General features: G+C 31.2%; 20 protein-coding genes. 15 read left to right on the forward strand and 5 right to left on the reverse strand.

All coding sequences use genetic code 11. The features are described from left to right. The first annotated feature begins 300 nt into the window (after positions 1–300). The 4 genes from L1S49_RS12715 to L1S49_RS12730 all read left to right on the forward strand — a co-directional run bounded on the left by L1S49_RS12715 (position 301) and on the right by L1S49_RS12730 (position 4697). Entirely contained in the window at positions 301–1509 is a 1209-nt protein-coding gene (locus L1S49_RS12715; protein ID WP_238905044.1) for an OFA family MFS transporter, read from the forward strand. A gap of 145 nt (positions 1510–1654) precedes the next feature. Then, complete coding sequence (locus tag L1S49_RS12720) at positions 1655–2533, forward strand: polysaccharide deacetylase family protein (protein ID WP_238905045.1); 879 nt, start codon at positions 1655–1657, stop codon at positions 2531–2533. Positions 2534–2704: 171 nt separating this feature from the next. After that, positions 2705–3226 carry a sigma-70 family RNA polymerase sigma factor gene (locus L1S49_RS12725; protein ID WP_238905046.1) on the forward strand — a complete coding sequence of 174 codons (522 nt, stop codon included), beginning with the start codon at positions 2705–2707 and terminating at the stop codon, positions 3224–3226. 1 nt (position 3227) lies between these two features. Next, positions 3228–4697, forward strand: coding sequence for a DUF4179 domain-containing protein (locus tag L1S49_RS12730; protein ID WP_238905047.1), 1470 nt, complete (start codon positions 3228–3230; stop codon positions 4695–4697). A 41-nt stretch (positions 4698–4738) separates the two neighbouring features. Here the strand turns inward: L1S49_RS12730 and zupT are convergent, their stop codons facing one another. Next, positions 4739–5536 (reverse strand): zinc transporter ZupT, encoded by a 798-nt coding sequence (gene zupT / locus L1S49_RS12735; protein WP_021802700.1) that lies wholly within the window; start codon positions 5534–5536, stop codon positions 4739–4741. A gap of 260 nt (positions 5537–5796) precedes the next feature. On the opposite strand from zupT, the gene L1S49_RS12740 reads away from it, so the two are divergent. After that, complete coding sequence (locus L1S49_RS12740) at positions 5797–6885, forward strand: radical SAM protein (RefSeq protein WP_238905049.1); 1089 nt, start codon at positions 5797–5799, stop codon at positions 6883–6885. 155 nt (positions 6886–7040) lie between these two features. On the opposite strand, the gene L1S49_RS12745 is transcribed toward L1S49_RS12740, so the two are convergent. After that, complete coding sequence (locus L1S49_RS12745) at positions 7041–7865, reverse strand: ABC transporter permease (protein WP_238905051.1); 825 nt, start codon at positions 7863–7865, stop codon at positions 7041–7043. Then, positions 7865–8779, reverse strand: coding sequence for an ATP-binding cassette domain-containing protein (locus L1S49_RS12750; RefSeq protein WP_238905054.1), 915 nt, complete (start codon positions 8777–8779; stop codon positions 7865–7867). The genes L1S49_RS12745 and L1S49_RS12750 overlap by 1 nt, the downstream gene beginning before the upstream one ends. Positions 8780–8988: 209 nt before the next feature. On the opposite strand from L1S49_RS12750, the gene L1S49_RS12755 reads away from it, so the two are divergent. The 9 genes from L1S49_RS12755 to gabT all read left to right on the forward strand — a co-directional run bounded on the left by L1S49_RS12755 (position 8989) and on the right by gabT (position 19198). After that, positions 8989–10317: a HAMP domain-containing sensor histidine kinase gene (locus tag L1S49_RS12755; protein WP_238905056.1), complete on the forward strand. Its 1329-nt coding sequence runs from the start codon at positions 8989–8991 to the stop codon at positions 10315–10317. 3 nt (positions 10318–10320) lie between these two features. Then, positions 10321–11010, forward strand: coding sequence for a response regulator transcription factor (locus tag L1S49_RS12760; RefSeq protein ID WP_238905058.1), 690 nt, complete (start codon positions 10321–10323; stop codon positions 11008–11010). 154 nt (positions 11011–11164) lie between these two features. Then, complete coding sequence (locus L1S49_RS12765; RefSeq protein ID WP_238905061.1) at positions 11165–12370, forward strand: MFS transporter; 1206 nt, start codon at positions 11165–11167, stop codon at positions 12368–12370. A 145-nt stretch (positions 12371–12515) separates the two neighbouring features. Further along, a complete protein-coding gene (locus L1S49_RS12770; RefSeq protein WP_238905063.1) occupies positions 12516–13646 on the forward strand; it encodes an iron-containing alcohol dehydrogenase in 1131 nt (376 codons plus the stop codon). Positions 13647–13852: 206 nt separating this feature from the next. Then, positions 13853–14596, forward strand: coding sequence for an amino acid ABC transporter ATP-binding protein (locus L1S49_RS12775; RefSeq protein ID WP_238905065.1), 744 nt, complete (start codon positions 13853–13855; stop codon positions 14594–14596). 33 nt (positions 14597–14629) lie between these two features. Further along, the gene (locus L1S49_RS12780; protein WP_238905067.1) at positions 14630–15487 is read left to right on the forward strand and encodes an ABC transporter substrate-binding protein; all 858 of its coding nucleotides are present in this window, start codon (positions 14630–14632) and stop codon (positions 15485–15487) included. A 48-nt stretch (positions 15488–15535) separates the two neighbouring features. Further along, positions 15536–16243 (forward strand): amino acid ABC transporter permease, encoded by a 708-nt coding sequence (locus tag L1S49_RS12785; RefSeq protein WP_238905069.1) that lies wholly within the window; start codon positions 15536–15538, stop codon positions 16241–16243. A 110-nt stretch (positions 16244–16353) separates the two neighbouring features. After that, a complete protein-coding gene (locus tag L1S49_RS12790) occupies positions 16354–17568 on the forward strand; it encodes a PucR family transcriptional regulator (RefSeq protein ID WP_238905070.1) in 1215 nt (404 codons plus the stop codon). 289 nt (positions 17569–17857) lie between these two features. Then, positions 17858–19198 (forward strand): 4-aminobutyrate--2-oxoglutarate transaminase, encoded by a 1341-nt coding sequence (gene gabT, locus L1S49_RS12795; protein WP_238905071.1) that lies wholly within the window; start codon positions 17858–17860, stop codon positions 19196–19198. A 136-nt stretch (positions 19199–19334) separates the two neighbouring features. On the opposite strand, the gene L1S49_RS12800 is transcribed toward gabT, so the two are convergent. Beyond that, entirely contained in the window at positions 19335–20513 is a 1179-nt protein-coding gene (locus L1S49_RS12800; RefSeq protein WP_238905072.1) for an iron-containing alcohol dehydrogenase, read from the reverse strand. Between the two features lie 245 nt (positions 20514–20758). Here L1S49_RS12800 and L1S49_RS12805 point away from each other — a divergent pair, with 245 nt between their 5' ends. Further along, complete coding sequence (locus tag L1S49_RS12805; protein ID WP_238905074.1) at positions 20759–22753, forward strand: fructose-1,6-bisphosphatase; 1995 nt, start codon at positions 20759–20761, stop codon at positions 22751–22753. Between the two features lie 76 nt (positions 22754–22829). Here L1S49_RS12805 and L1S49_RS12810 read toward each other — a convergent pair whose 3' ends face one another. Further along, the gene (locus L1S49_RS12810; RefSeq protein WP_238905076.1) at positions 22830–23759 is read right to left on the reverse strand and encodes a Gfo/Idh/MocA family oxidoreductase; all 930 of its coding nucleotides are present in this window, start codon (positions 23757–23759) and stop codon (positions 22830–22832) included. Between the last annotated feature and the right edge of the window lie 20 nt (positions 23760–23779).

Here is a 23779-nt window from a genome sequence, read left to right on the forward strand (position 1 = left end):
GAAGTAATAGTGATTTGGCTGCCTGTATTGCGCGTAGTTCATCATGATCTAAAGAAATATGACAGTAACTCAAGACAATACAGAAATGCTTATTTTAAGGAAAGTTCGAAAGGACTTTCCTTTTTGGGTTATATAGCGAAGTGGTGATAGCCACTTTTTTGTTATGCACAAAATTAAGGTATAAGTGCACTTAATGTAGTTTTTGATGCATCTCATTCCGTTTTTGTAAGATTAGAAAATAATTCAACTATAATTTGAAGTGAAAAGAGATATAAAAATGAATTAAGGGGATGCTTAAAAATGAGGAAGGAAAAATCTTGGCTAATAATATTAGGAACTGTAATTGCCCAGTTGGGATTAGGAACAATATACACTTGGAGCCTATTTAATCAGCCTCTTGTTAATATGTTTGGATGGGAACTAAGTAAGGTGTCTATGACATTTTCAATTACAAGTTTCTCATTAGCTTTTGCAACATTATTTGCAGGTAAACTTCAAGAGAAATTAGGAATAAAAAAATTAGTAACTATATGTGGAATACTATTAGGAACAGGACTTATTTTAACATCTAGAATAAACTCTATTTCAATGCTATATATTACAGCAGGAATTATAGTGGGATTTGCCGATGGAGCTGCTTACATAACTACACTATCTAACTGTATAAAGTGGTTTCCAAATAAAAAAGGACTTATATCTGGCTTTTCTGTTGGAGCCTATGGAACAGGAAGTTTAGTATTTAAATATATAAATGGAAGCATCATAAACTCAAAGGGAGCTCTTAGCACTTTCCTAATTTGGGGGATAATTGCTATGGTATTAATAGTTACGGGGGCACAATTATTAAAAGATGCTCCAGCTAAAATAACTACTGGTGATAACTTAGCTGAAAGAAATTTTTCAGTTAAAGAAATGCTTAGAACTAAAGAAGCTTATTTATTATTTATAATGTTTTTTACAGCTTGTATGAGTGGGCTATATCTAATAGGAATTGCAAAAGATATAGGAGTTGACATGGTAGGACTATCAGCATCTACAGCAGCAAATGCAGTAGCAATGGTTGCAATATTTAATACGGCTGGAAGAATAATATTAGGAACATTATCAGATAAAATTGGGGGCTTAAAGGTAATATTCTTCACTTTTACAGTAACAGCAATTTCGGTATTAGTTTTAAGTTTAGTGCCATTAAACTTTGGAATATTCTTTGCTTGTGTTGCAGGAATTGCTTTCTGTTTTGGTGGAAATATAACAGTGTTCCCGCCAATAGTAGGAGAATTCTTTGGCCTTGATAATCAAACTAAGAACTATGGAATAATATATCAAGGTTTTGGAATAGGAGCAATATCAGGATCGGTTATAGCCTCAGCATTGGGAGGATTTAAAGCAACATTCATAGTTGTAGGTATTATGTGTATAGTATCAATAGTTATAATTGCTTTAATAAAAACACCACAAAAGGGTAGAAAAAATATTGAGAAACTTAAGGCAGTTAGACAAGCTTCTTAATTTAATAATATCGAAAAAGACAATCATTTTAAAAAGTGATTGTCTTTTTTCTGTAAAATTGAGGGAATATAAATAAACCTAAATAATGATAGGTTTTTAAAGCATAATAAATAATGAAAAGAAAATAAAAGACAAGGAGGGGGAAATGGAAAATATATTTAGACAAAAGAAAAAGAATAGAATTGTAGTTAAGGGATTGATTTATGGAATAATTATTTTAGCTGTAGCATTTTTTATTTATAATTATACTAACCTTAAAGAAAAGATCATAACTAATTTTTCTAAAGAATTGTACACCGATGGTATTAGTGAAAGTATAGAATCGGCATATCAAGATATGGGTATATTATCAGATAGCATGGCTGTAATGAACATGCTAAAGTCTGGAAACTTTAAAAGTTTGGAAAAAAAGGTTGCATATCTTACCTTTGATGATGGCCCATCAGTAACTGTAACTCCTAAAATTTTAGACATACTTCAGGAAAATAAAGTTAATGGTACTTTTTTTATAGTTGGAAATGAGTTAAATAAATCAGATAAGTCAAAAGACATATTAAAAAGGATAGTAATAGAAGGGAATGCAATAGGTGCTCATACATATTCTCATAACTATAAAAAACTATATCCTGGTGGTAAAATTGATATCAATACATTTATAGATGAAATAGAAAAAACTAATAATCTAATTGCAGGGGAATTAGGAGAAAAATATAGAACGAGAGTAATTCGTTTTCCAGGAGGAAGCTACTCATGGAAGGGGCTATCTGAGATGGAAAAAATTCTAGCTCAAAAAGGTTATTCCTACATTGATTGGAATTGTATAGTGGGAGATGCAGAAGGAAAACCGAAAAGTAAAGACGGACTCATAGATGTTTTTAATGAAACAAAAACAAAGGTTGCTAGAAATGGTAATCTAGTTGTTTTAATGCACGATACATATGGAAAAGAAGCTACAGCAGAGGCACTACCAGAAATCATAAATAAGTTAAAAAGAGAAGGATATGAATTTCATACATTAATTTGAAAGTATATAAGAAGGCAGTAAAATCTAGAGTGATTTTGCTGCTTTTTTTATAATGGAGATTAAAATGGAAATTTGATTAAAATAAATAAAACCTTTTTGAAAAATTACTTGTCTAATAGTTGTAGCTACGATATAAAGGTAGAAGGAGTTTTGAGTTTAAGGAGCATAATAATGAATTTAGATGATAGAGTTAAACGAGCAATTAAGGGAGATGAAGAATCCTTTGAGTATTTAATAAATACTTTTAAAGAGAATCTTTATAGGACGGCCTATAGTTACGTGAAAAATGAAGAGGATGCATTAGATGTTCTTCAAGAAACTATTTATAAAGCGTATATATCTATAGAAAAATTGAAGGAGCCCAAGTATTTTAAAACTTGGATAACAAGAATTTTGATAAACAATGCTTTAGATGTAATAAAAAAAGAGAAAAGAATTATTGAAATAGAAAAGGTAGTAAAAAAGGATGCAAATTATCATGAAAATCAAAAATTAGAAGAGCGATTAGACATTATAAACTATGTAGACAAGCTTGAAGATAAATATAAGAATGTAATAATACTAAAGTATTTTCAGGATTTAACTATAGTAGAAATATCAGAAGTCCTTGAATATCCAGTAGGAACTGTAAAGACACATCTTAATGCCGCACTTAAGAAATTAAGAGTGTTTATGAGTAAGGAGGGTGCTTAAAATGGATGATTTAAATAATATAAAAGAAATGATTAAGATACCAGAAGGAATAGATTTAGCAGTAAAAAAAGGATTTGAAAGAGGAAAAAAAGAGAAAAAAAGAAGAAAACATAAGAAGATATATAAGAGGATAGGAGCAATAGCTGCAACTTTAGCATTAGTAGTTATAGTAGGAATTAATAACCCTGAGATTGTTCAAGCTATACCAGGGGTAGGGTCAATATTTAAACTTATAGATTATGATAGAATGGGAAGAAATCTATCGGCATATGAAAAATTTGCAACATCAATTAATAAGTCCGTTGAAAATAATGGAATTAAGGTTACAATAGATGAGATAGCCATTGATGATAATAGCTTGGTTATAACATCAACAATTGAAGGAGACGGACTTCAAGAAGAGCGAGGATATATGACTCCTGACATAGTGCTTAATGGAAAGCAAGTAGGAAATTTTAGAAATAGTGATAAAAAAGTCTCTGATAAAAAGCTTGTGAGCGTAATAACAGCCAATGTATCAGATCTCACTTTAGATAATAATATTAATGTTTATTTAAATATGCATTCAATTGGCAATACAGTTGGTCTTTGGGAATTTAAATTTAATGTGGCTAAAATGAATAATGTTTCTAATTCTAAAGTTATAAACCTAGATAAAAACATAAAAATACCAAATAGTACATTAACTCTTGATAAAATGACCATAAGTCCATTAGGAAACACCATAAATTATTCTGGAAAATATGATAGTAAAAATGCTAGTCAGAGAAATGGAATTTATAACTTTATTGTTATGGATGAAAATAAGAAAATAATTGCTATTAGTAATGGAGGAACATGGTCTAGCACTGAGAGATATGAAGGGAAGATAGAGATATTCGATGATCTGTCAGATGTTAATTCTTTAACTGTAGTTCCAATATTTAAGGTATGGGGTACTAAACCACAAGAGATTAATGATTCTTCATATACAATATTACAAACCACAAATAATAAAAGTGAGGATCATCAGGAAATTATAAGTAAAAGTAGACCTGTAACAAAAGATGAGAAGAGAAAAGGATATTCACTAGATGAGGTAATTAGTGTATACAATATTGATAAAAATAGAGAGTTTGTACCTATAGGAAGTCTCGTAAATCAAACTATAAAGGTTAGTGATAATAATTCAGTTAAAATAAAGAATATTGAAGTTACAGATGAGTATACAAAACTAACTTTTAAGTTAGAAGGAAATGGGGCTTATAATTATAGAAATATCAATGAATCAATAATTCTAGATGAAGATTATAAAGATACTAGAAGAGCAGAGGATGGGGATATAGCTGTTATGGAGAATCAAGCAGAAAAAATTGTTTCAATAAAGCTTCCAGCTGTTGATAAAAATAAAAAATATAAGATTGCAATACCTATGATTACAGAACCTGAAATTGATGATAGATATAAAATAGAGATTGATCTAAGTAAATAAAAAGAAAGAACGTGTACTCAAACCTGGACACGTTCTTTTTCTTATATAAATAGTAATAAACTTACTGCCATAACTACCATACCAGCTACTAAGCCGTATATGGATAGATGATGTTCACCATACTTTTGTGCTGAAGGAAGTAGTTCATCTAAAGATATAAATACCATTATTCCAGCAACTCCTGCAAAAATTATTCCAAATACAAAGTCATTTATAAATGGCATTAATACTAAATATCCAATCAATGCGCCTATAGGTTCAGAAAGTCCAGATAGGAATGAATAGAAGAAAGCTTTTTTTCTGTCCCCTGTTGCATAATATACTGGAACAGATACAGCTATTCCTTCTGGAATATTATGAATTGCTATGGCTACAGCTATTGGTATAGCTATAGATGGCTGTTGAAGAGCTGATATAAAGGTTGCAAGCCCTTCTGGAAAGTTATGAATACCAACAGCTAGAGCTGTGAATATTCCCATTCTTAATAATTTGGGGTCTGAGGTTTTGTCGTTTATATCCTCAACTGAATGAACTTCATGAGGGTTCTCTCCACTTGGGATAAGCTTGTCAATAAGTGCTATTATAAACATTCCCCCGAAAAATGCACCAACAGTAGCCCAAGAACCAGACTTTAATCCTAGTTCAGCTACAAGAGCATCTTTGGCCTTAAAAAATATTTCAATCATAGAAACATAAATCATAACTCCAGCTGAAAAACCAAGACTTATAGATAAAAATTTTGTATTTGTCTTTTTAGTAAAGAAAGCTAAGGCGCTTCCTATACCGGTACATAAACCAGCAAAAAGTGTTAGTCCAAAAGCAAATAAAACGTTATTCATGTATCGTCCTCCTTTAAAGTGATAATATATATAATCTCAAATTACAATCTTACATAATGAAAATGAATATCAATTGATATGATATTTATATTTATAGTATATTATAAATTTTATAAAAGGTAAATCATTATAGTTAAAATTATATGTTAAAATAGCTTTAAAATGAAAAGATTTAGAAAAACTTAAGAAGCTAGGTCATATTTAAGTCGTATAATTAATTTATAATAACTTAAATAAGGTTATATAAGGGGAGAATAAAAATGAGTAGTGAATTTAGTTTATCTGATTATGTTAGTAATGGTATAGAGAACATAGTTAAGGGGATAATTAAAGCCTCTCTTAAAAATCCAAAGGAAACTGCTTTTGTGCTTAAATATGCATTAGCAAGTAAAGAGGCTAAAAAGAGAAGAGAAGCTTTTATAGAAAAAGGAGAAAATGTACCAGCTTTCTTAATTTCAAGTATATCAAGTAACTGTAATTTATTTTGTAAGGGTTGTTATGCGAGAAAAAATAAATCTTGTGGTGAAGGCTTAGAAAATAAACAAATGAGTACAGAAAGATGGGCAGAATTATTTAAAGAAGCAAAAGAAATGGGAGTTTCATTTATATTACTTGCTGGTGGGGAGCCTTTAATGAGAAGAGATGTTATAGAAAAGGCAGCTGAGATTAAGGAAATAATTTTCCCTGTGTTTACAAATGGAACTTTGTTTAGAGAAGATAATTTAAAGTTGTTTGATAAAAATAGAAATCTTGTACCTATCATAAGTATTGAAGGGGATAGGGAGCAGACAGATAATAGAAGAGGGTTTGGAACTTACAATACTATAATGAAAGCAATGGATACCTTAAAGGATGCTGGGCTTCTGTACGGAGCCTCTGTTACTGTAACTACAGAGAATGTAAATACAGTAACTAGTAAGAAATTTTTTCAAAAATTATATGACAAAGGCTGTAGAGCTGTAGTTTTTGTTGAGTATGTTCCTGTAATAGAGGAAACCAAGTATCTTGCTCCAACTGATTTAGAACGTAAAACATTAGAAATTAAACAGCAGGAACTAAGAGAAAGTTATGAGGATACAGTATTTATATCCTTCCCAGGAGATGAGAAATATTCAGGTGGATGTTTAGCTGCTGGAAGAGGTTTCTTTCATATAAATGTTAATGGCTCAGCAGAACCATGCCCATTTTCACCTTATTCAGATATAAACCTTAAGGATCATTCATTGAGAGCAGCATTAAAATCACCTTTATTTAAAAAGCTTAATGAAACAGGAATGCTTATGGGAGAACATGATGGAGGATGTCTATTATTTCAGAAAGAAAGTGAAGTTAAAGAGATGCTTGGTTAATGTATTTATTTTTTAAGAGGAAACATTAAATGTTTCATATACTGGTGGTTTAAGATAGTGAGAATATAAGAAAATATAAAAGGCCCATGAAGAGGCCCATCATAAAAACATAGGCCCAAGTTCCATGAACTTGGGTCTTTGATATTTATATATGACTATCTTTCAGGGTTAAACACCTTAACATCTGAAAAGTCTGCTTTATTGAATTTATATACGCATAGTGAGAAGAAGATAAGGCCCATGATGATTATGATTAATATTCCTGTGAAGGGCCCAACTATGAAACCATGAATATCAAAAGAAACTCCTTCTTTTACAAGTTCAGCTGTTGATAGATCATTCATTTTTAAAGCTATATATCTGAATATAGATGTTGTGTAGGTTAATGGATTTATGTATACAAAAGGTCTAAGGATTTTTGGCATAATGGTTGTTGGTATATAGGCACCTGATAAAAAGGTTAATGGTAAAGTAAATGCAGTAATCATAACTTGGAAAGTAGTTGATTTCTTAGCAATGGTAGCTAAGAATAAGCCCATGGAACTGAAGGTTATCCCTACTAGGGTCATCACAGCTATCATTTGAATGAATTGAGGTGCATCAAGTGTGAGGCCCATGAATAATGCAATTATGATAATCAAAAGACCTTGAATAACAGCTATGATAGTTGATGATAGTACTTGTCCAATAGAGATTTTCCATCTTTCTATAGGTGAGACTATGATTTCCTTCATGAACCCCATTGATATATCTTCTAATATATTAGTAGAGTTACTTAAAGAAGATTGAAAAACTGACATTATTATTATGCCTGATATCAAATAGTTGATAGGCTGACTGATATCAGCTGTTGTTGGTTTCATAACAAATGAGAAAACAAAAAGCATAAATAAAGGCATAACTATTGAGAATATAAGTTGAGTTTTGTTCCTTGTAAAGTTTATTAGATTTCTTTTTAAAATAGCAGTCATTCCACGCATTATGCTCTTATCTCCTTTCCTGTTATAGCTAAAAATACATCGTTAAGTGTACCTTTAGTAGTTTCCAAATCTGTGATTATATCTTTAAAGTTAGATGTTAGTTCTAATATTTTCCTTAAGTTATTTGAGTATAGGGTAAACATGGTTTCTTCCTGTTTATACTTTATATGGTTCATTTTTAGATACTCAACAAAATCATATACCTTTGATACACCTATTTTAGTTACAAGTCCTGTGTGTTCTTTTTTAAGATTATTAGGTGTATCAAAAGCAACTATTTTACCATGATCCATGATAGCCACCTTGTCACATATTTCAGCTTCATCCATGTAGTGAGTTGTTAGGAAGATAGTGATGTTTTTTTGTTTTTGAAGCTTGTATATGTATTCCCAGATGTTTGCTCTTGTTTGAGGGTCAAGACCTGTAGTAGGTTCATCTAGAAATAAAACTTTAGGGTAATGAACGAGGCCTCTTGCTATTTCTACCCTTCTTTTCATACCTCCAGAAAGGCTATTTATAGGAGCTTTTCTCCAAGCTTCAAGGTCTACTAAGTTTAATACAAAGCTTATTCTGTTTTGAATGTCGTCCTTTGGTACATTGTAAAATTCACAATGAAACTTTAAATTCTCTTCTACAGTTAGTTTATTATCTAAAGTTGAATCTTGAAATACTATTCCAATATCACGTCTAACCTTTCCTTTTTCCTTAGATACCTCATTTCCATTTATGGTTAATGTACCATCAGTTTTATCTATTATGGTACAAAGTGTGTTGATAGTTGTACTTTTTCCAGCACCGTTTGGTCCTAAGAATGCAAATATACTTCCTTCTTCAACCTCAAAAGATATATTGTCTACAGCTTTAAATTCTCCAAATTGTTTTGTGAAATTTTTTACTTCAATAATATTTGCCATTAGATTTTTCCTCCTAGAATTTTTCTTACAGGTTTATATTAATGGACATGTTTAAACTTCAATTAAAAGAGCTATAAAAAATTTATAAACAAATATAAATAATTTTTAAATAGAAATTCACTTTATACTTTCTTTATAAATACGTTAAAATATGTTTAAGAGTTAGATGTAAAATAAGGCTAATACTATTAAATCTAGGAGCATATATAATGAAGAAAAAATTGAAAAACTTGAAAAAATCTCTTGAGATAAAGGTCAATAGGCATATACAGTATCATGCTGAAGAGGATATTAGACAAGTAAAAACTAATTTAGACTCTTTTGAGTTGTTTAGAGAATATCAAAAAGATGTTGAGGAACTTACGAAAAAAGATTATCTAACTAAAAGGGAACGGCATGAGGAGAAGCATAGACTAGAGAAGAATTTTAAGAAGAGGCTTGAAAGGATACATAGAAACAATAGGGGATTTCAGTGGTATTATTCTAAAGTTAAGTACACCAGATTTTTATTTTTAATAATTAACTTAGTTATATGTTATGTGTTATTCAGATATATAGGATTTAATGCTATAGGAGTTATCTATATGTCATTAATTTTACTAGGAGGAATTGGTCAGATATTATTTTTAGCTAGTGTAGAGAAAAGAATTTTAATTCCTCTTCAACAGTTAAATGAGGGGGTTGTGGAGATAGCTAAAGGAAATTATGGAGTTAATGTTGCTTGTGAGGAAAATAGTGAAGTTGATATGGTTATAAAGTCCTTTAATGAAATGGCTAAGAGGCTTAAAGAAGGTGAAGAATTAAAAAAAGAGTATGAGGAAAATAGGAAACTTCTTATAGCCAATATTTCACATGATTTAAAAACACCTATAACATCTATTCAAGGATATATTGAAACTATGGCCTATACCGAAGATTTACCTAAAGAAACCATAAATAAATATAATCAGATAATATATAATAATGCCGGTTATATGAATAAGCTTATAGATGACTTATTTTTGTTTTCAAAGCTTGATATGCAGAAGTTAGAGTTTAACTTTGAATTAATAAATATAGTAAACTTTATGGGGGATTTAATGGAGGAATTTCAGTTTGAACTGGAAGACAAAAATATACACTTTAATTATGAAAGTAAAATAACAGAAGAGCTAATAGTTAAAATAGACAGAAAGAGGATACATCAGGTTTTTAGAAATATTATTGGAAATGCAGTGAAGTACGCTCCTACAGATGGAGTTAACTATAATTCGAATAAAGAAACTAAGATAGATGTTGATCTATATGTTAATGATGGTTTTATAAATATTGATATAAAGGATAATGGAGAGGGAATTCTAGAAGAAAAACTTCCATATATATTTGATAGATTTTATAGAATAGATTATGCTAGAACTAAAGACTTAATGAGCACTGGTTTAGGCTTAGCTATATCTAAGGAATTAGTTGATGCTCATGGAGGAAGTATAAAGGCTGAAAGTAAAATAAATGAAGGAACTTGTTTTACGATAACACTTCCCATAGAAGAAGGAGAGTAAGAGATGAGAGAAATTTTAATTATTGAAGATGATATAAATATAGCTGAGATGGAAAGAGATTATCTTCAGCTTAATGGATATAAATCAGAAATTATTACAGATGGAGCAAGGGGACTTAAACTAGCTTTAGAAGGTAGATATGACTTAATAATAGTAGATTTAATGCTTCCAAATGTAGATGGTTATGAAATAATAAAAGAAGTTAGAAAAAAGTATGAGATTCCTATAATAGTTGTATCTGCAAAAAGTGAGGATATAGATAAAATAAGAGGGCTTGACTTTGGGGCAGATGATTATTTAACAAAACCTTTTAGCCCAGCTGAACTTACAGCTAGAGTGAAATCTCACATAAATAGATATGAAAGACTTAAGGGAAATGACAAAAACTCTTCTGAAATAATAAGTCATGGAGGACTAGAGATAAATACTTCATCTCACAGAGTTTTGGTTTATGGAAAAGAAATTCAGATGACTTCAAAGGAATATTCAGTTTTATTACTTTTAGCTTCAAATCCTAATGTGGTGTTTACCAAGGAGCATATCTTTGATAAAATCTGGGGAGATGAGTTTTATGGTGATACTGCAACTATACCAGTACATATTCAAAGAATAAGAAAAAAGATTGAAAAAGACCCTTCTAATCCAGAATTTATTGAGACGTTATGGGGAACAGGATATAGATTTAAGTTATAGAAAAAAAGAATGTTGTGAATACTCGCAGCATTCTTTTTATTTGAAATTTGTGCATAAAAAGTTAAAAAATATTTGATAAAGTAACCATCCTTATATATAATATAAGAACAACAGTTCACTTCTAAATTTTAAATGATTGGAGCGAATAATTAATATGAATAGAAACTGGAAAAAAGACATAGTACTTTTTTTATCTAGCCAAACAATATCGCTTTTTGGTTCATCATTAGTTCAATATGCTATCATGTGGTATGTTACTATGAATACTCAATCTGGAGTAATGATGACTGTATACATTATATGTGGATTTTTGCCTACATTTTTTCTATCTCCTTTTGCAGGAGTATGGGCAGATAGATATGATCGTAAAAAACTAATTATACTAGCAGATTCCGCAATTGCATTATCTACACTTATTTTAGCTATAGTATTTATTTCAGGATATAGAGAGATGTGGATTCTTTTCGTTGTAGCGTCTATTAGAGCATTAGGTGCTGGGGTTCAAACACCTGCGGTTGGTTCATTTCTTCCTCAAATAGTGCCAGAAGATAAATTAACAAAAGCAAACGCAGCAAATGGAAGTATACAATCAATAATTATGCTTGTATCCCCAATGATTAGTGGAGCACTTTTAACTAAAGCTTCAATAGTGACTATTTTCTTTATTGATATAGTTACAGCCTTTATAGGTATTTCTATTTTAGTGATATTCTTAAGAGTTGAGGCTCATAAAAAAGCATTAGAGAATTCTAATTTAAGCTATTTTGAAGACATGCGCAAAGGTCTTGCATATATAAAGGGGCATCATTATGTAAGAAATTTCTTTATATTTTGTGCAGTTTTTTTCTTTCTTTTTACTCCGGCAGCTTTTTTAACTCCACTTCAAGTTACTAGGAGTTTTGGAAATGATGTATGGAGATTAACAGCTATAGAAATAACTTTTTCAATAGGTATGATTTTAGGTGGAATCATTATGGCTTCATGGGGAGGCTTCAAAAATAGAGTATACTCTATGGCTTTTTCAAGTTTTGTTTCGGCAGGATGCACCATAGCCCTTGGAATAGTTCCAAGCTTTTATATATACTTAATGTTTATGGGGATCTTCGGAATAGTGATGCCAATGTTTAATACACCTTCTACAGTTTTACTACAAGAGAAAGTGGAACCAGATTATTTAGGAAGAGTTTTTGGAGTATTTGGAATGATATCTAGTTCTATGATGCCTTTAGGAATGCTAGTCTTTGGCCCTATAGCAGATATGATTAGGATAGAATATTTACTTATAGGAACAGGTTCCTTGTTATTTGTATTAAGCTTTTTCCTTATAAGAAATAAGTCTTTAGTTAACAATGGGGTTTAATTTGTTCAAACTGCACTAAAATCTTGTTTAGAGGATTTATAGAATAACTTAGAGTGATATGCTATTATTGTGTAAACAAAGGTGTCTTTATTTTATTAATAAAGGCACTTTTTTATATTATGGATGAAGTTTGGGAGGTCTTATGATGAATTTTAATTATAATTTACCTGTAAATTTACTGTTTGGAAGAGGAAGAAGTTCAGAGATTGGAATAGAGGTAGCTAAGTACGGTAAGAAAGCACTTATCGTAACAGGGAGAAACAGTACTAAAAAAAGTGGTTTACTTGATAAAGCTATATCTTTATTAGAGAAAGAAAAAGTTGAATATGAGATTTTTGATAAGGTAGAACAAAATCCATTAACTACTACTGTATATGAAGGAGTAGATATAATAAAGGAAACAGGTTGTGATGTTATTTTAGCTCTTGGTGGGGGAAGTATTATGGATGCAGCTAAAAGCATAGCTTTCTCAGCGAAAAATCCTGGGGATATATCTGAATATATTTTTGGAATAAAACAAGGAACAGAAGCTTTACCTACAGTTTTAGTGCCAACTACATGTGGTACAGGCAGTGAAGGAAATAGTTTTTCAGTACTTACAAATCCAGAAACCAAGGATAAAAAGTCACTTAGAACTAATGTTATTATTGCAAAAGCTTCAATTATAGATCCAGAGCTTATGATGACTATGCCTAAAGCAATACTTGCATCAGTTGGGTTTGATGCTCTTTGCCATAACATGGAGGCTTATGTTTCTAAGATTGGTCAACCTTTAGCAAGTATACAGGCTTTTTATGGAATGAAGCTACTTTCTGAAAATTTAGTGAAGGCTTATAATGATCCTAGTGATTTAGATGCATTAGAAAAGGTTACTTTGGCAAGTACTTTAGGAGGAATGGTAATTGGCATAGCAGGAGTTGTAGCTCCTCATGGACTTGAACATCCAGTAAGTGGGCTTTATGATGTTGTCCATGGAAAGGGACTCGCGGCTTTAACACCTGTTATAGCTCAAAAGTCATGGGAAAGTGATGAGGAGAAGTATGGTGATATAGCAAAGTTATTAGGGGGAAGTCATGCTAGTGAATGTTCTAAGCTTATAAATAAGCTTTTAGAAGATCTTAATCTTAAGGTTACTTTAGGTGAGCTTGGAGTTAAAAAGGAAGACGTTACATGGATGGCAGATAATTGCATGAAGGTTTCAAAACCAAGTATACTAAATCATCCTAAAGAATTTACTTTAGAAGAAATTAAAGAAGTTTATTATAGTGCACTTTAAACAAATTTTAAAAATATATTGTTCATACTGCACTAAAATATTGTCAGTAAAGTAAATAGACTTAGAGATTGTAAATGTGATAATATACTTCTATTGAAAGAGAAGAGGATTAGTTAAAGAGATATAAGTAAATTTTAAATGCAAAGGTGCACTGAAATTAATAGGTCAGTGTGCCTTTTTTATTTTATTTGGAAGGAGAGATAAGTATGTATAAAATTTTAGGACTATCTAAAAGATTTGGTGAGTTAGAAGTTTTAAAAGATATAAGCTTGGACATACAAGAAGGTGAAGTTGTGTGCATAATAGGACCATCTGGATCAGGGAAAAGCACACTTTTAAGATGTCTTAATCTGCTTGAAATACCTACTAGCGGAAAGTTATATTATGATGGAAATAATGTGCTTGATAGTGGCATAGACAGCAGAGATCTTAGAGAAGAGGTTGGGATGGTGTTTCAGAGATTTAATCTATTTCCTTTATACACAGTTTTAGAAAATGTTATGCTTGCACCAGTTCTCACAAAAAGAAAAAGTAAGAAAGAAGCAAGAGAGTATGCCCTTGAACTTTTAGAGAGAGTAGGGTTAAAGGATAAAGCAGAAGCATATCCTAAAACTTTATCAGGGGGGCAACAGCAGAGGGTTGCAATAGCTAGAGCACTTGCAATGGAGCCTAAGATGCTTTTATTTGATGAACCAACTTCTGCTTTAGATCCAGAACTTGTTGGAGATGTATTGGATGTTATGAAAAGATTAGCTAAAGATGGAATGACAATGGTGGTTGTGACTCACGAAATGGGTTTTGCAAGAGATGTATCAGATAGGGTTATTTTCATGGAAAAAGGATATATAGTTGAGGAAGGAAAACCAAAAGATATGTTCACAGAACCAAAACACAAAAGAACCAAAGAGTTTTTATCAAGAGTATTAAGTGATTTTGCTTTAGAAGCTTAGGCTTTAAAAATAAATATAAAAAGGGGAATGTATATGAAAAGGGGATATAAAAAATTATTAGTTATTCTTGCGTTAATAAGTTCAGTTTCAGTAATGACAGGATGTGGTGGAAAGTCCACGGAAGCAAGTGGTGGGAAAAAGGATACCCTAGCTACAATAAAAGAAAAAGGGGTTCTTACAGTAGCATCTTCAAATGATGCACCATTTGCTTTTATTGATGCAAAGACAAATGAGTTTAGTGGTATTGATGCTGAAATAATTAAAGAAATTGCAAAAAGACTTGGAATTAATAAAGTAGAAATGAAACAGATACCTTTTGAAAATCTTTTAGTTGAGTTAAATAATAACTCTGTTGATATGGTAACAGACGGAATGTATGTTAAGGAAGAACGTAAGAAATTAGCCTTGTTTACGAACATATGGTACAAAGAAGGGGAGGCTATAGTTATTCCTAAGGATTCTAAAATAACTAGTAAAGATGATTTGAAAAACTTAGTTTTAGGTGGACAAAAGGGAACGGCTTTCTTAGAAACAGCTCAAAAATGGCAACAAGCAGGTCAAGTAAAAGAAGTCAAGGTGTTTGGTAGTCAATCTGAGCTTATGTTAGCAGTTAACACTGGAAAAATAGATGCATGTATAACAGATGGTATGGTTGCGGGGTACACACTATCACAAGACAGCAGTCTTAGTTTGAAAATCTTATCCCCATATGAAGCAGAAGCTTCAGGAATGGTAGCAGCTGCTGTTAGAAAAGCTGATACAAGTTTAGCGGATGCAGTTAATGAAAAGCTTGATGAGATGAAGAAAGATGGAACAGTACTTAAACTACTTGAGAAGTATGGAATGAATAAAGATTATTTTGTTTCAGTAGAAGATGGTCAGAGTAAATAGTAAAAAGAATCCTTTTGGATTCTTTTTTAGAAAGAGGAGGTAACTTATATGGATATTTTAGCTAACTTAGATTTTTATACTGCATTTAAGTATTTAGTGCCTTCATTAATTGATGGTTTATGGATTGTGTTGCAGGCGACTATATTTGGTTTTTTACTGGCAATGATATTAGGATTATTTATAGCAATTGGGCGTATAAGTAAGTTTAAGATATTAAGAGGAATTTTAACTGTGGTTTTGGAGTTTATAAGAGGAACACCGCTTTTAGTACAACTAGTATATATGTATTATGTTGTACCTTTATTGATATCAATGATTGTACAGTTTTGGAATCCTGGATATCAGTTTAGAATAAGCTCATTAACTGCAGGAATTTTAGGGCTTGGAATAAACTATGGATGTTATATATCAGAAGTAATAAGATCTTCAATTCTTGCAATAGAGATTGGACAAACTGAGGCAGCTTTAGCACTTGGGCTTACTAACACACAGTTATTAGTAAGAATAATAATTCCTCAAGCACTTAGAAATGTGGTTCCTGTATTCGGTAATTATTTGGTTATGATGTTAAAGGATACATCACTTTTAGCTTATGTTGCAGTTAGTGAACTACTTCTACGAACTCAAAGTTATGCATCACAATCCTTCTTAACTATCGAGTCCTATACACTTTTAGCAATAGCATACCTTATATTAAGTTTACCTCTTTCTCAATTAGTTAAATTATTAGAAAAAAAGATGCAAAAATTCAACTAAATTTATTAAAGAAATTACCTAAAAGGGTATTTTTATATAAAGATATGTGATAAAAATAGTATAAGTAAATGGTGATTTCTTAAAATAAATTATGAAATAGGGTGGATGTTGTGTCAATTTCTGTGAGAGATATACTTAAATTAGATTCATTAAAAACTCTTCAAATTGTTGGAGGGGAAACTGGACTTGAGAAGTGTGTAGAATGGATATATGTAGCGGAATGTTTTGAAAACCCATTAGAAGGAATTAAGTGGCTTCAAGGGGGAGAAATTATCTTTATAACTGGGGTTGGTATTAAGGATAATACTGAGATGTTATTAGAATTTATAAAAGGTATTGATGAAAGAAATGGAGCAGGACTTGTAGTAAATGTTGGACCTTATATAAAAACTGTGCCAAGTGAAGCTATTGAACTTGCAAATAAACTAGGAATGCCTTTGTTTGAACTTCCTTGGGAGGTAAAGCTAGTTGAGGTTTCAAGAGAAATAAGTAACGCAATTGTTCTGTCTCGTATAGAAGAAAATTCTCTTACTCACTTTTTAAGCAATATACTTTTTGGAGATGGAGAATTAGAAGGAGATGCTATACAAAAGGCGGCCTATTTTGGGTACAATTTATCTGGGGAATGTTGTATATGTGTCATAGATATAGATGGATTTGAAAAGTATTTGAAGTTAAAAGATTTAGATGATGAAGTTAGTATATCTAAACTTAAAGTAACTTTCAGAAAATTAGTACAAGATGTATTAGAAAAACACGCATTAAAGGTTCCAATAATAGATAAGGATGATTCTGTTATCTTTTTTGCAAAGTCAGAAGAAAACTTTATGAAAAGAGTTGAGAAAGCTTTAATAGAAATTCAGCAGTTAATTCACAAACGTATTGATGGAATTACTGTAAGTGTAGGTATTGGGAATCAATATAAGGATTTAAAAATGATGAAGCAGTCATTAAATGAAGCTGAGATAGCTATTGATAGTTTAAAATGTGAAGGACTTAATAATACTATAATAAAATATAAAGATGCGGGAGTTTATTCTCTTTTATTTAATATTAAAAACAAACATGTTTTAGAAAATTACTTTAGAGATACCCTGGGAGCAATCAGCAGTAAAGATAACAAAGATAAAGATTTAATTGAGATATTAGATACTTATTTAAATGAAAATTGTAATATAACAGTTACTGCAGAGAAGTTATTTCTGCATAGAAATACTCTTAAGTATAAGATTAAAAAAATAGAAGAATTATTAAATTGTGATTTGCACAACTTTAATGATTGTATGAAAGTGAGAATAGCATTAAATATAGGCAAGATGTTTTAGTCAATATAGACAAAAAGCTTATGGGACTTGGACATAGAAATATGAAAGTGAAAGTATTAGAATATAAGTGAAACTTAGCTTCAGAGGGAGTTTTAATCTCCCACTGAAGGTTAGTTGAACTTATCTAGGGTCGTGCCCCTGTTATCTCCCATTTTAATAGGGGAGAGTTACAGTGGCTAGACATCAGATAAATATAAGTTAAATTGAACCATTAGGGACAAGGGAGTCTTCATGTTAGCTAACATGGGCTCCTAATTTTTTTGATTATCATTGTTAGGAGGACTTATTTATGATAGAGGAATTAAACGTAAAATTAGTAACCGAAATACCAGGACCTAAATCAAAGGAGATCTTGGAGGAGAGAAAAAAGTATGTAGCAGATGGGGTATCTGTATCCACGGATATAGCTATTGAAGAAGCAAAAGGAGCCTTAATTAAAGATGTTGATGGAAATGTATTTTTAGATTTTGCAGCTGCTATTGGGGTTCAAAATGTTGGACATTGTGATGAAGAAGTAGTTGATGCTTTAAAAGAGCAAATAGAGAAATATATACACCCAGGCTACAATGTAGTAACTTATGAATCTTATGGAGCTTTGGCAAAGAAATTAACTGAAATAACAGTTGGTGATTATGAGAAGAAGGTAATGTTTGCAAATAGTGGCGCAGAGGCAGTAGAAAATGCAATAAAACTTGCTAGAACCTACACTAAGAAAACTGGAATATTATCAGCTACAGGTTCTTTCCATGGACGTACCAACATGACTATGTCTATAACAAGTAAATACAAGCCATATAAAAATGGATTTGGTCCATTTGCACCAGAAACTTATAAGTTTGAGTTTCCTTATGCTTATAGAGCACAATTTGGGGTTTCAGAAGAAGCTTATGTTGATGAATGTATAGATAGCTTAAAAAGTATGCTAAAAACAACACTTTCTCCGGATATGATAGCTTGCCTTATAGTTGAACCATTGCAAGGTGAAGGTGGTTTTGTAGTTCCACAAGCAAGATACATGAAGGAACTTCAAAAAATCTGTAATGAAAATAATATAGTATTTATAGTAGATGAAATTCAAGCTGGTTTTGGAAGAACAGGAAAAATGTTTGCCTATGAACATTATGGAATAGAACCAGATTTAATAACTTTATCTAAATCCATTGCAGCAGGAATTCCTTTAAGTGCAGTAGTGGGAAAGAAGGAGATAATGGATTCCGCTTGTGTTGGAGGCATAGGAGGAACTTATTCCGGAAGTCCTCTTGGGTGTATAGCTGCACTTAAGGTTATAGAAAAAATAGAAAAAGAAAACCTATGTGAAAAGTCACAAAAACTTGGAGAATATATGCACCAAAGGTTAAGTGCCATGAGAGAGAAATACGATGTAATTGGTGATGTTAGAGGACTTGGTTCCATGATGGCAATAGAACTTGTAAAAGATAAAGAAACAAAAGAACCAGCATCAGCTTTAGTAAAAGAAATAATCGGAAAGTGTTATAAAAAAGGAGTTATATTTTTAAATGCAGGAATTTTAGGAAATGTAATTCGATTTTTACCGCCATTAGTTATGACAGATGAACAGGTTAAATATGGGATGGATGTTTTAGAAGAATCAATTGGAGAGTGTATATAAGTTAATAATGAATAGTTAATAGTGAAGGAAACTTTTTTGCTTAAGCAAAAAAACTATAAATTAATTAGAAATTCCTCATAGGAATTTCAACAACCACTATTAACTATTCTCTCTTAACTATCAACTGTATTTTTAACTATCTAGCCATTTTATAGATTTCTATCATATCTTCAGTATTTAAGGCTTTTACACCGCCAACAGTTCTAGTGTTTTGGAAACTGCATTTATAAGCGAGCTCTTCCATTTCATCTTCACAGATTTCAACACCAAGTTCACTTATGGAAGTAGGCATATTTATGGAATGATAATAGGCTTCCATAGCTTCAATACCAGCTAAAGCTGTCTTTTCTTGGTTAGAGAAATCATTAGGAACCCCAAGAACATTTACAGCAAATTGAGCAAAACGAGCTACATTATATTTATAAACATATCTTGCCCAGCTTCCCCAAACAGCCGCTAGTCCGGCACCATGAGCTACGTCAAACATTCCCCCAAGTTCATGTTCTAATTGATGGCAAGCCCAATCACCTATAGATCCGCAGCCTGTTAACCCATTATGTGAAAGACTTCCAGCCCACATAACCTCTGCACGTGCTTCATAGTTAGTTGGATCTTTCATAAGGATTTTAGAATTATTAATTACCGTTCTCATAAGAGCTTCACTTATACCATCAGTAAGTTCCATAGTTCCACCTTGAGTAAAGTAACGTTCCATGGTATGCATAAGAATATCTGTAGCACCACTAGCTGTTTGATATGGTGGAAGAGTATATGTTAACTCAGGATTCATTATTGCAAATTTTGGGCGACAGTAGTCTGAGTTGCAGCCTCTCTTAAGCCATCCTTCTTCATTAGTTATTACAGAAGAATTACTCATTTCACTACCTGCAGCAGACAAAGTAAGTATAGTTCCTATAGGTAGGCAGCCTGTTGGAACAGCTTTTTTCATATAAAAATCCCACACGTCACAATCATTTGCCATACCATAACCAATTGCTTTAGCAGAGTCTATAACACTTCCTCCGCCAATAGCTAAAATAAAATCAACATTTTCTTTTCTGCAAAGTTCTATACCTTCATAAACCTTAGAAAGTCTAGGATTTGGAACTACTCCTCCAAGACTTACGTAATCGATTCCTGATTGGGTCAAAGAATCAAAAACTCTATCTAATAAACCAGATTTCTTGGCACTATTTCCTCCAAAGTGAACTAATACTTTTTTACAGTTTAGGGCGTTAATTAGTTCTCCTACTTTATCTTCGCCTTTTTTGCCAAAAACAACTTGGGTAGGTGTGTAAAAATTAAAATCTTGCATATAAAACAACTCCTTTTAATATCTAATAAGTATAATACCATTTTAACATATAAAGTAAAGTTTGATTAAGATGGTTCATGAAAATTGATAACTATCATGAAAATAAAGAGCAGGTAAATAAAAAGTTACAATTTCCAGTAAATGTTGTTTTCAAAGATTAAAAGTAGTAAGATATTGTTATTAAACTTTAATAATATAGCATAAATGTATATGTGATATACTAATTGTGAATTAGGAGTGATTTTGTGAATAAGGAATTGCAGATAAATAAAGAAGATGTAATAAAAAATATAAGATATCTGAACTTATTAGCAGAACAATACCCAACAATAAATGCAGCAAGCACCGAAATAATTAACTTAAAGGCTATTTTAAACCTACCTAAAGGAACAGAACATTTTATTACAGATGTTCATGGAGAAAATGAGGCTTTGAAGCATATATTAAAAAACGCTTCAGGGGTAATAAAGAGAAAGCTAGATGATATATTTGGAGAAACCTTAAGGGAAAGTGATAAAAGAAGCTTGGCAACTTTAATATACTATCCTGAGCAGAAACTAGATATTATATTAGAGCAAGAAGAAAATGTTGATGATTGGTACAGAATAACTCTATATAGATTAATTGAACTATGTAGAACAGTATCTTTAAAGTATACCCGTTCTAAAGTTAGAAAAGCACTTCCTAAAGAGTTTTCATATATAATAGAAGAGCTTTTACATGAACATCAAAATAAAGAAGATAAAGATGCTTATTATAAAGAAATCATAAAAACTATAATAGATATAGATAAGGCTAGGGATTTTATCATAGCACTTTCTAATCTAATACAAAGGCTTGTTATAGACAGGCTACATATAATAGGAGATATTTTTGATAGAGGACCAGGAGCTGATATCATATTAGATACCTTAGAGAAATATCATTCTGTTGATATTCAATGGGGAAACCATGATATTTTATGGATGGGGGCAGCTTCAGGCTCTAGGGCATGTGTTGCAAATGTACTTAGAGTATCAGCGAAATATGCGAATCTAGGTACTTTAGAAGATGGTTATGGAATTAACCTACTGCCACTTGCTACCTTTGCAATTGAATATTACAAAGATGATCCATGCGAAAGATTTATACCAACCTTTGAATGCAGCAGGGAATATAGCAATAAAGAAGCAGTACTTATCTCAAAGATGCATAAAGCTATAAGTGTAATCCAGTTTAAACTAGAAGGAGAAATAATAGAAAGAAGAAAAGAATTTAAGATGGAAGATAGGCTTATTCTTAATAATATTAATTTCTCTAATGGTAAACTTGAACTTGAGGGAGAGGAATATGAGCTTGTAGATGGCTTTTTTCCAACTATAGATAAGGACAACCCTTATAAACTTACTCTTGAGGAAGAGGAACTTATAAATAAACTTACACATTCTTTTATAAATAGTGAGAAACTAAATAGGCATATAAGATTTTTGTTTGCTAAAGGTAGTATGTATTTAAAATTCAACTGTAATCTGTTGTATCATGGATGTATACCTTTAGATGAAGAAGGAGATTTTAAGGCTGTTGAAATAGATGGTGGAGTATACAAGGGAAAAGATCTATTAGATAAGTTTGATACCCTAGCTAGAGAAGGATATTTTAATAAAGATGATAATGAAAGAAAATCCTATGGAATGGATATAATGTGGTACCTTTGGATAGGAGAAAATTCTCCTTTGTTTGGGAAAAATAAAATGGCTACCTTTGAGAGATATTTTCTTAAGGATAAGAAAACTCATAAAGAAGAGAAAAACTACTATTATAAATATAGAGATGAAGAATTTCTATGTGATAATATTGCAGCTGAGTTTGGGCTTAAAGGAGATAACTACCACATCATAAATGGACATGTACCAGTTGAAGGAATAAAAGGGGAAAGCCCTATTAAGGCAAATGGAAAACTTCTTGTTATTGATGGTGGTTTTTCTAAAAGCTATCAAGAAAAGACCGGAATAGCTGGTTACACTTTGATATATAACTCCTTTGGACTTTTATTAGTTTCTCATGAACCTTTTGAATCTACTGAAAAAGCTATCAAAGAAGAAACGGATATATTATCCTCTAGAGTTATTTTAGAAACTGCTAAACTAAGACAAAGAGTAAGAGATACAGATATAGGAGTGGAACTTAATGAACAGATAAGTGATTTAAACATGCTTTTATATGCCTATAAAAATGGACTTATAAAAGAGAAAAGTAAATAAGTAATTAGGCCCATCACAGAATTTATTAAATAAGTTAGTGTGATGGGCCTAATTCTTAAGTAAAGGCCTATCAGAATTATGATATGATTTCTTTAACTTTAAGTGCTGTTTCTAAAGAAATTATAGCCTCATCAATACTTAGCTTACTTGGTACATCTTTTTCTAAACATTCAAGGATATGTTTGATTGCACTTTCATAACAATCAACTTCAGAAAGTTCGATTTCTTGCTGACATTCATCAGTGAATAGCTTTAAAGACTTTTCTGTTCTATTATAATATCCGTTTTCTAAATATTCTAAGGTTCCATTTTCAAATACAGCTTCATAGGCAGTTGTAAAAGGATGATATTCTGGCATCATGGAAGAACATTGAATTTCAACAAAGGAGTTTTCATAGTTCATGATAGTTTCTACATGGGCCTTGTCTTTATCTTTTTGAGCTGCAGTTGATATGATATCATCTGATGGGCCTAATAACCAAGTAACAAAATCAAATTCATGTAACATCAATTTTGTTGTGATTTCATCTAAACCTAAAAAACCCCATAAAGGAGGAGTTTTTCTTTTTAAATGTAGAGCTTTTAATTCTCCATACTTTTTTTCTTTTACAAGCTTATAAAGAATATCATAAGGCCCATCAAACTTTATAAACATATCTACAAAGATTTTTTTGTTATACTTTTTAGAAGCTTGTTCCATCAAAATAGCATCTTCAAGAGTTAATGCTACAGGTGTTTCACAAAATACATGTTTTCCATTTTTTAAAGCTTCTATAGTATAGTTTTTATGTAATGAACTTGGAATACATATATCTATTAATGAGATATCAGGGTCATCAAGAATATCATTGATGTTTGTTGTTGTCTTGATATTTATATCATTTTTTATATTTCTAAGTTTCACCTCATCTCTTCCCCATATTATAATTGAATCTATGTTTTTTAGTTTACTGTAAATTTGAGCATGATAAGCTCCAAAACCTGTTCCTAAAATACCTATTTTCATAAATAGTTCCCCTTTCAACT

This window comes from Clostridium sp. YIM B02506 (assembly GCF_022324845.1).
Classification (GTDB): domain Bacteria; phylum Bacillota; class Clostridia; order Clostridiales; family Clostridiaceae; genus Clostridium_T; species Clostridium_T intestinale.

Excerpts from the sequence above, each read along its gene's own strand:
- L1S49_RS12715 (WP_238905044.1), top strand. The coding sequence starts at position 301 with ATGAGGAAGGAAAAATCTTGGCTAATAATATTAGGAACTGTAATTGCC.
- L1S49_RS12720 (WP_238905045.1), top strand. The coding sequence starts at position 1,655 with ATGGAAAATATATTTAGACAAAAGAAAAAGAATAGAATTGTAGTTAAG.
- L1S49_RS12725 (WP_238905046.1), top strand. The coding sequence starts at position 2,705 with ATGAATTTAGATGATAGAGTTAAACGAGCAATTAAGGGAGATGAAGAA.
- L1S49_RS12730 (WP_238905047.1), top strand. The coding sequence starts at position 3,228 with ATGGATGATTTAAATAATATAAAAGAAATGATTAAGATACCAGAAGGA.
- zupT (WP_021802700.1), bottom strand. The coding sequence starts at position 5,536 with ATGAATAACGTTTTATTTGCTTTTGGACTAACACTTTTTGCTGGTTTA.
- L1S49_RS12740 (WP_238905049.1), top strand. The coding sequence starts at position 5,797 with ATGAGTAGTGAATTTAGTTTATCTGATTATGTTAGTAATGGTATAGAG.
- L1S49_RS12745 (WP_238905051.1), bottom strand. The coding sequence starts at position 7,865 with ATGCGTGGAATGACTGCTATTTTAAAAAGAAATCTAATAAACTTTACA.
- L1S49_RS12750 (WP_238905054.1), bottom strand. The coding sequence starts at position 8,779 with ATGGCAAATATTATTGAAGTAAAAAATTTCACAAAACAATTTGGAGAA.
- L1S49_RS12755 (WP_238905056.1), top strand. The coding sequence starts at position 8,989 with ATGAAGAAAAAATTGAAAAACTTGAAAAAATCTCTTGAGATAAAGGTC.
- L1S49_RS12760 (WP_238905058.1), top strand. The coding sequence starts at position 10,321 with ATGAGAGAAATTTTAATTATTGAAGATGATATAAATATAGCTGAGATG.
- L1S49_RS12765 (WP_238905061.1), top strand. The coding sequence starts at position 11,165 with ATGAATAGAAACTGGAAAAAAGACATAGTACTTTTTTTATCTAGCCAA.
- L1S49_RS12770 (WP_238905063.1), top strand. The coding sequence starts at position 12,516 with ATGAATTTTAATTATAATTTACCTGTAAATTTACTGTTTGGAAGAGGA.
- L1S49_RS12775 (WP_238905065.1), top strand. The coding sequence starts at position 13,853 with ATGTATAAAATTTTAGGACTATCTAAAAGATTTGGTGAGTTAGAAGTT.
- L1S49_RS12780 (WP_238905067.1), top strand. The coding sequence starts at position 14,630 with ATGAAAAGGGGATATAAAAAATTATTAGTTATTCTTGCGTTAATAAGT.
- L1S49_RS12785 (WP_238905069.1), top strand. The coding sequence starts at position 15,536 with ATGGATATTTTAGCTAACTTAGATTTTTATACTGCATTTAAGTATTTA.
- gabT (WP_238905071.1), top strand. The coding sequence starts at position 17,858 with ATGATAGAGGAATTAAACGTAAAATTAGTAACCGAAATACCAGGACCT.
- L1S49_RS12800 (WP_238905072.1), bottom strand. The coding sequence starts at position 20,513 with ATGCAAGATTTTAATTTTTACACACCTACCCAAGTTGTTTTTGGCAAA.
- L1S49_RS12810 (WP_238905076.1), bottom strand. The coding sequence starts at position 23,759 with ATGAAAATAGGTATTTTAGGAACAGGTTTTGGAGCTTATCATGCTCAA.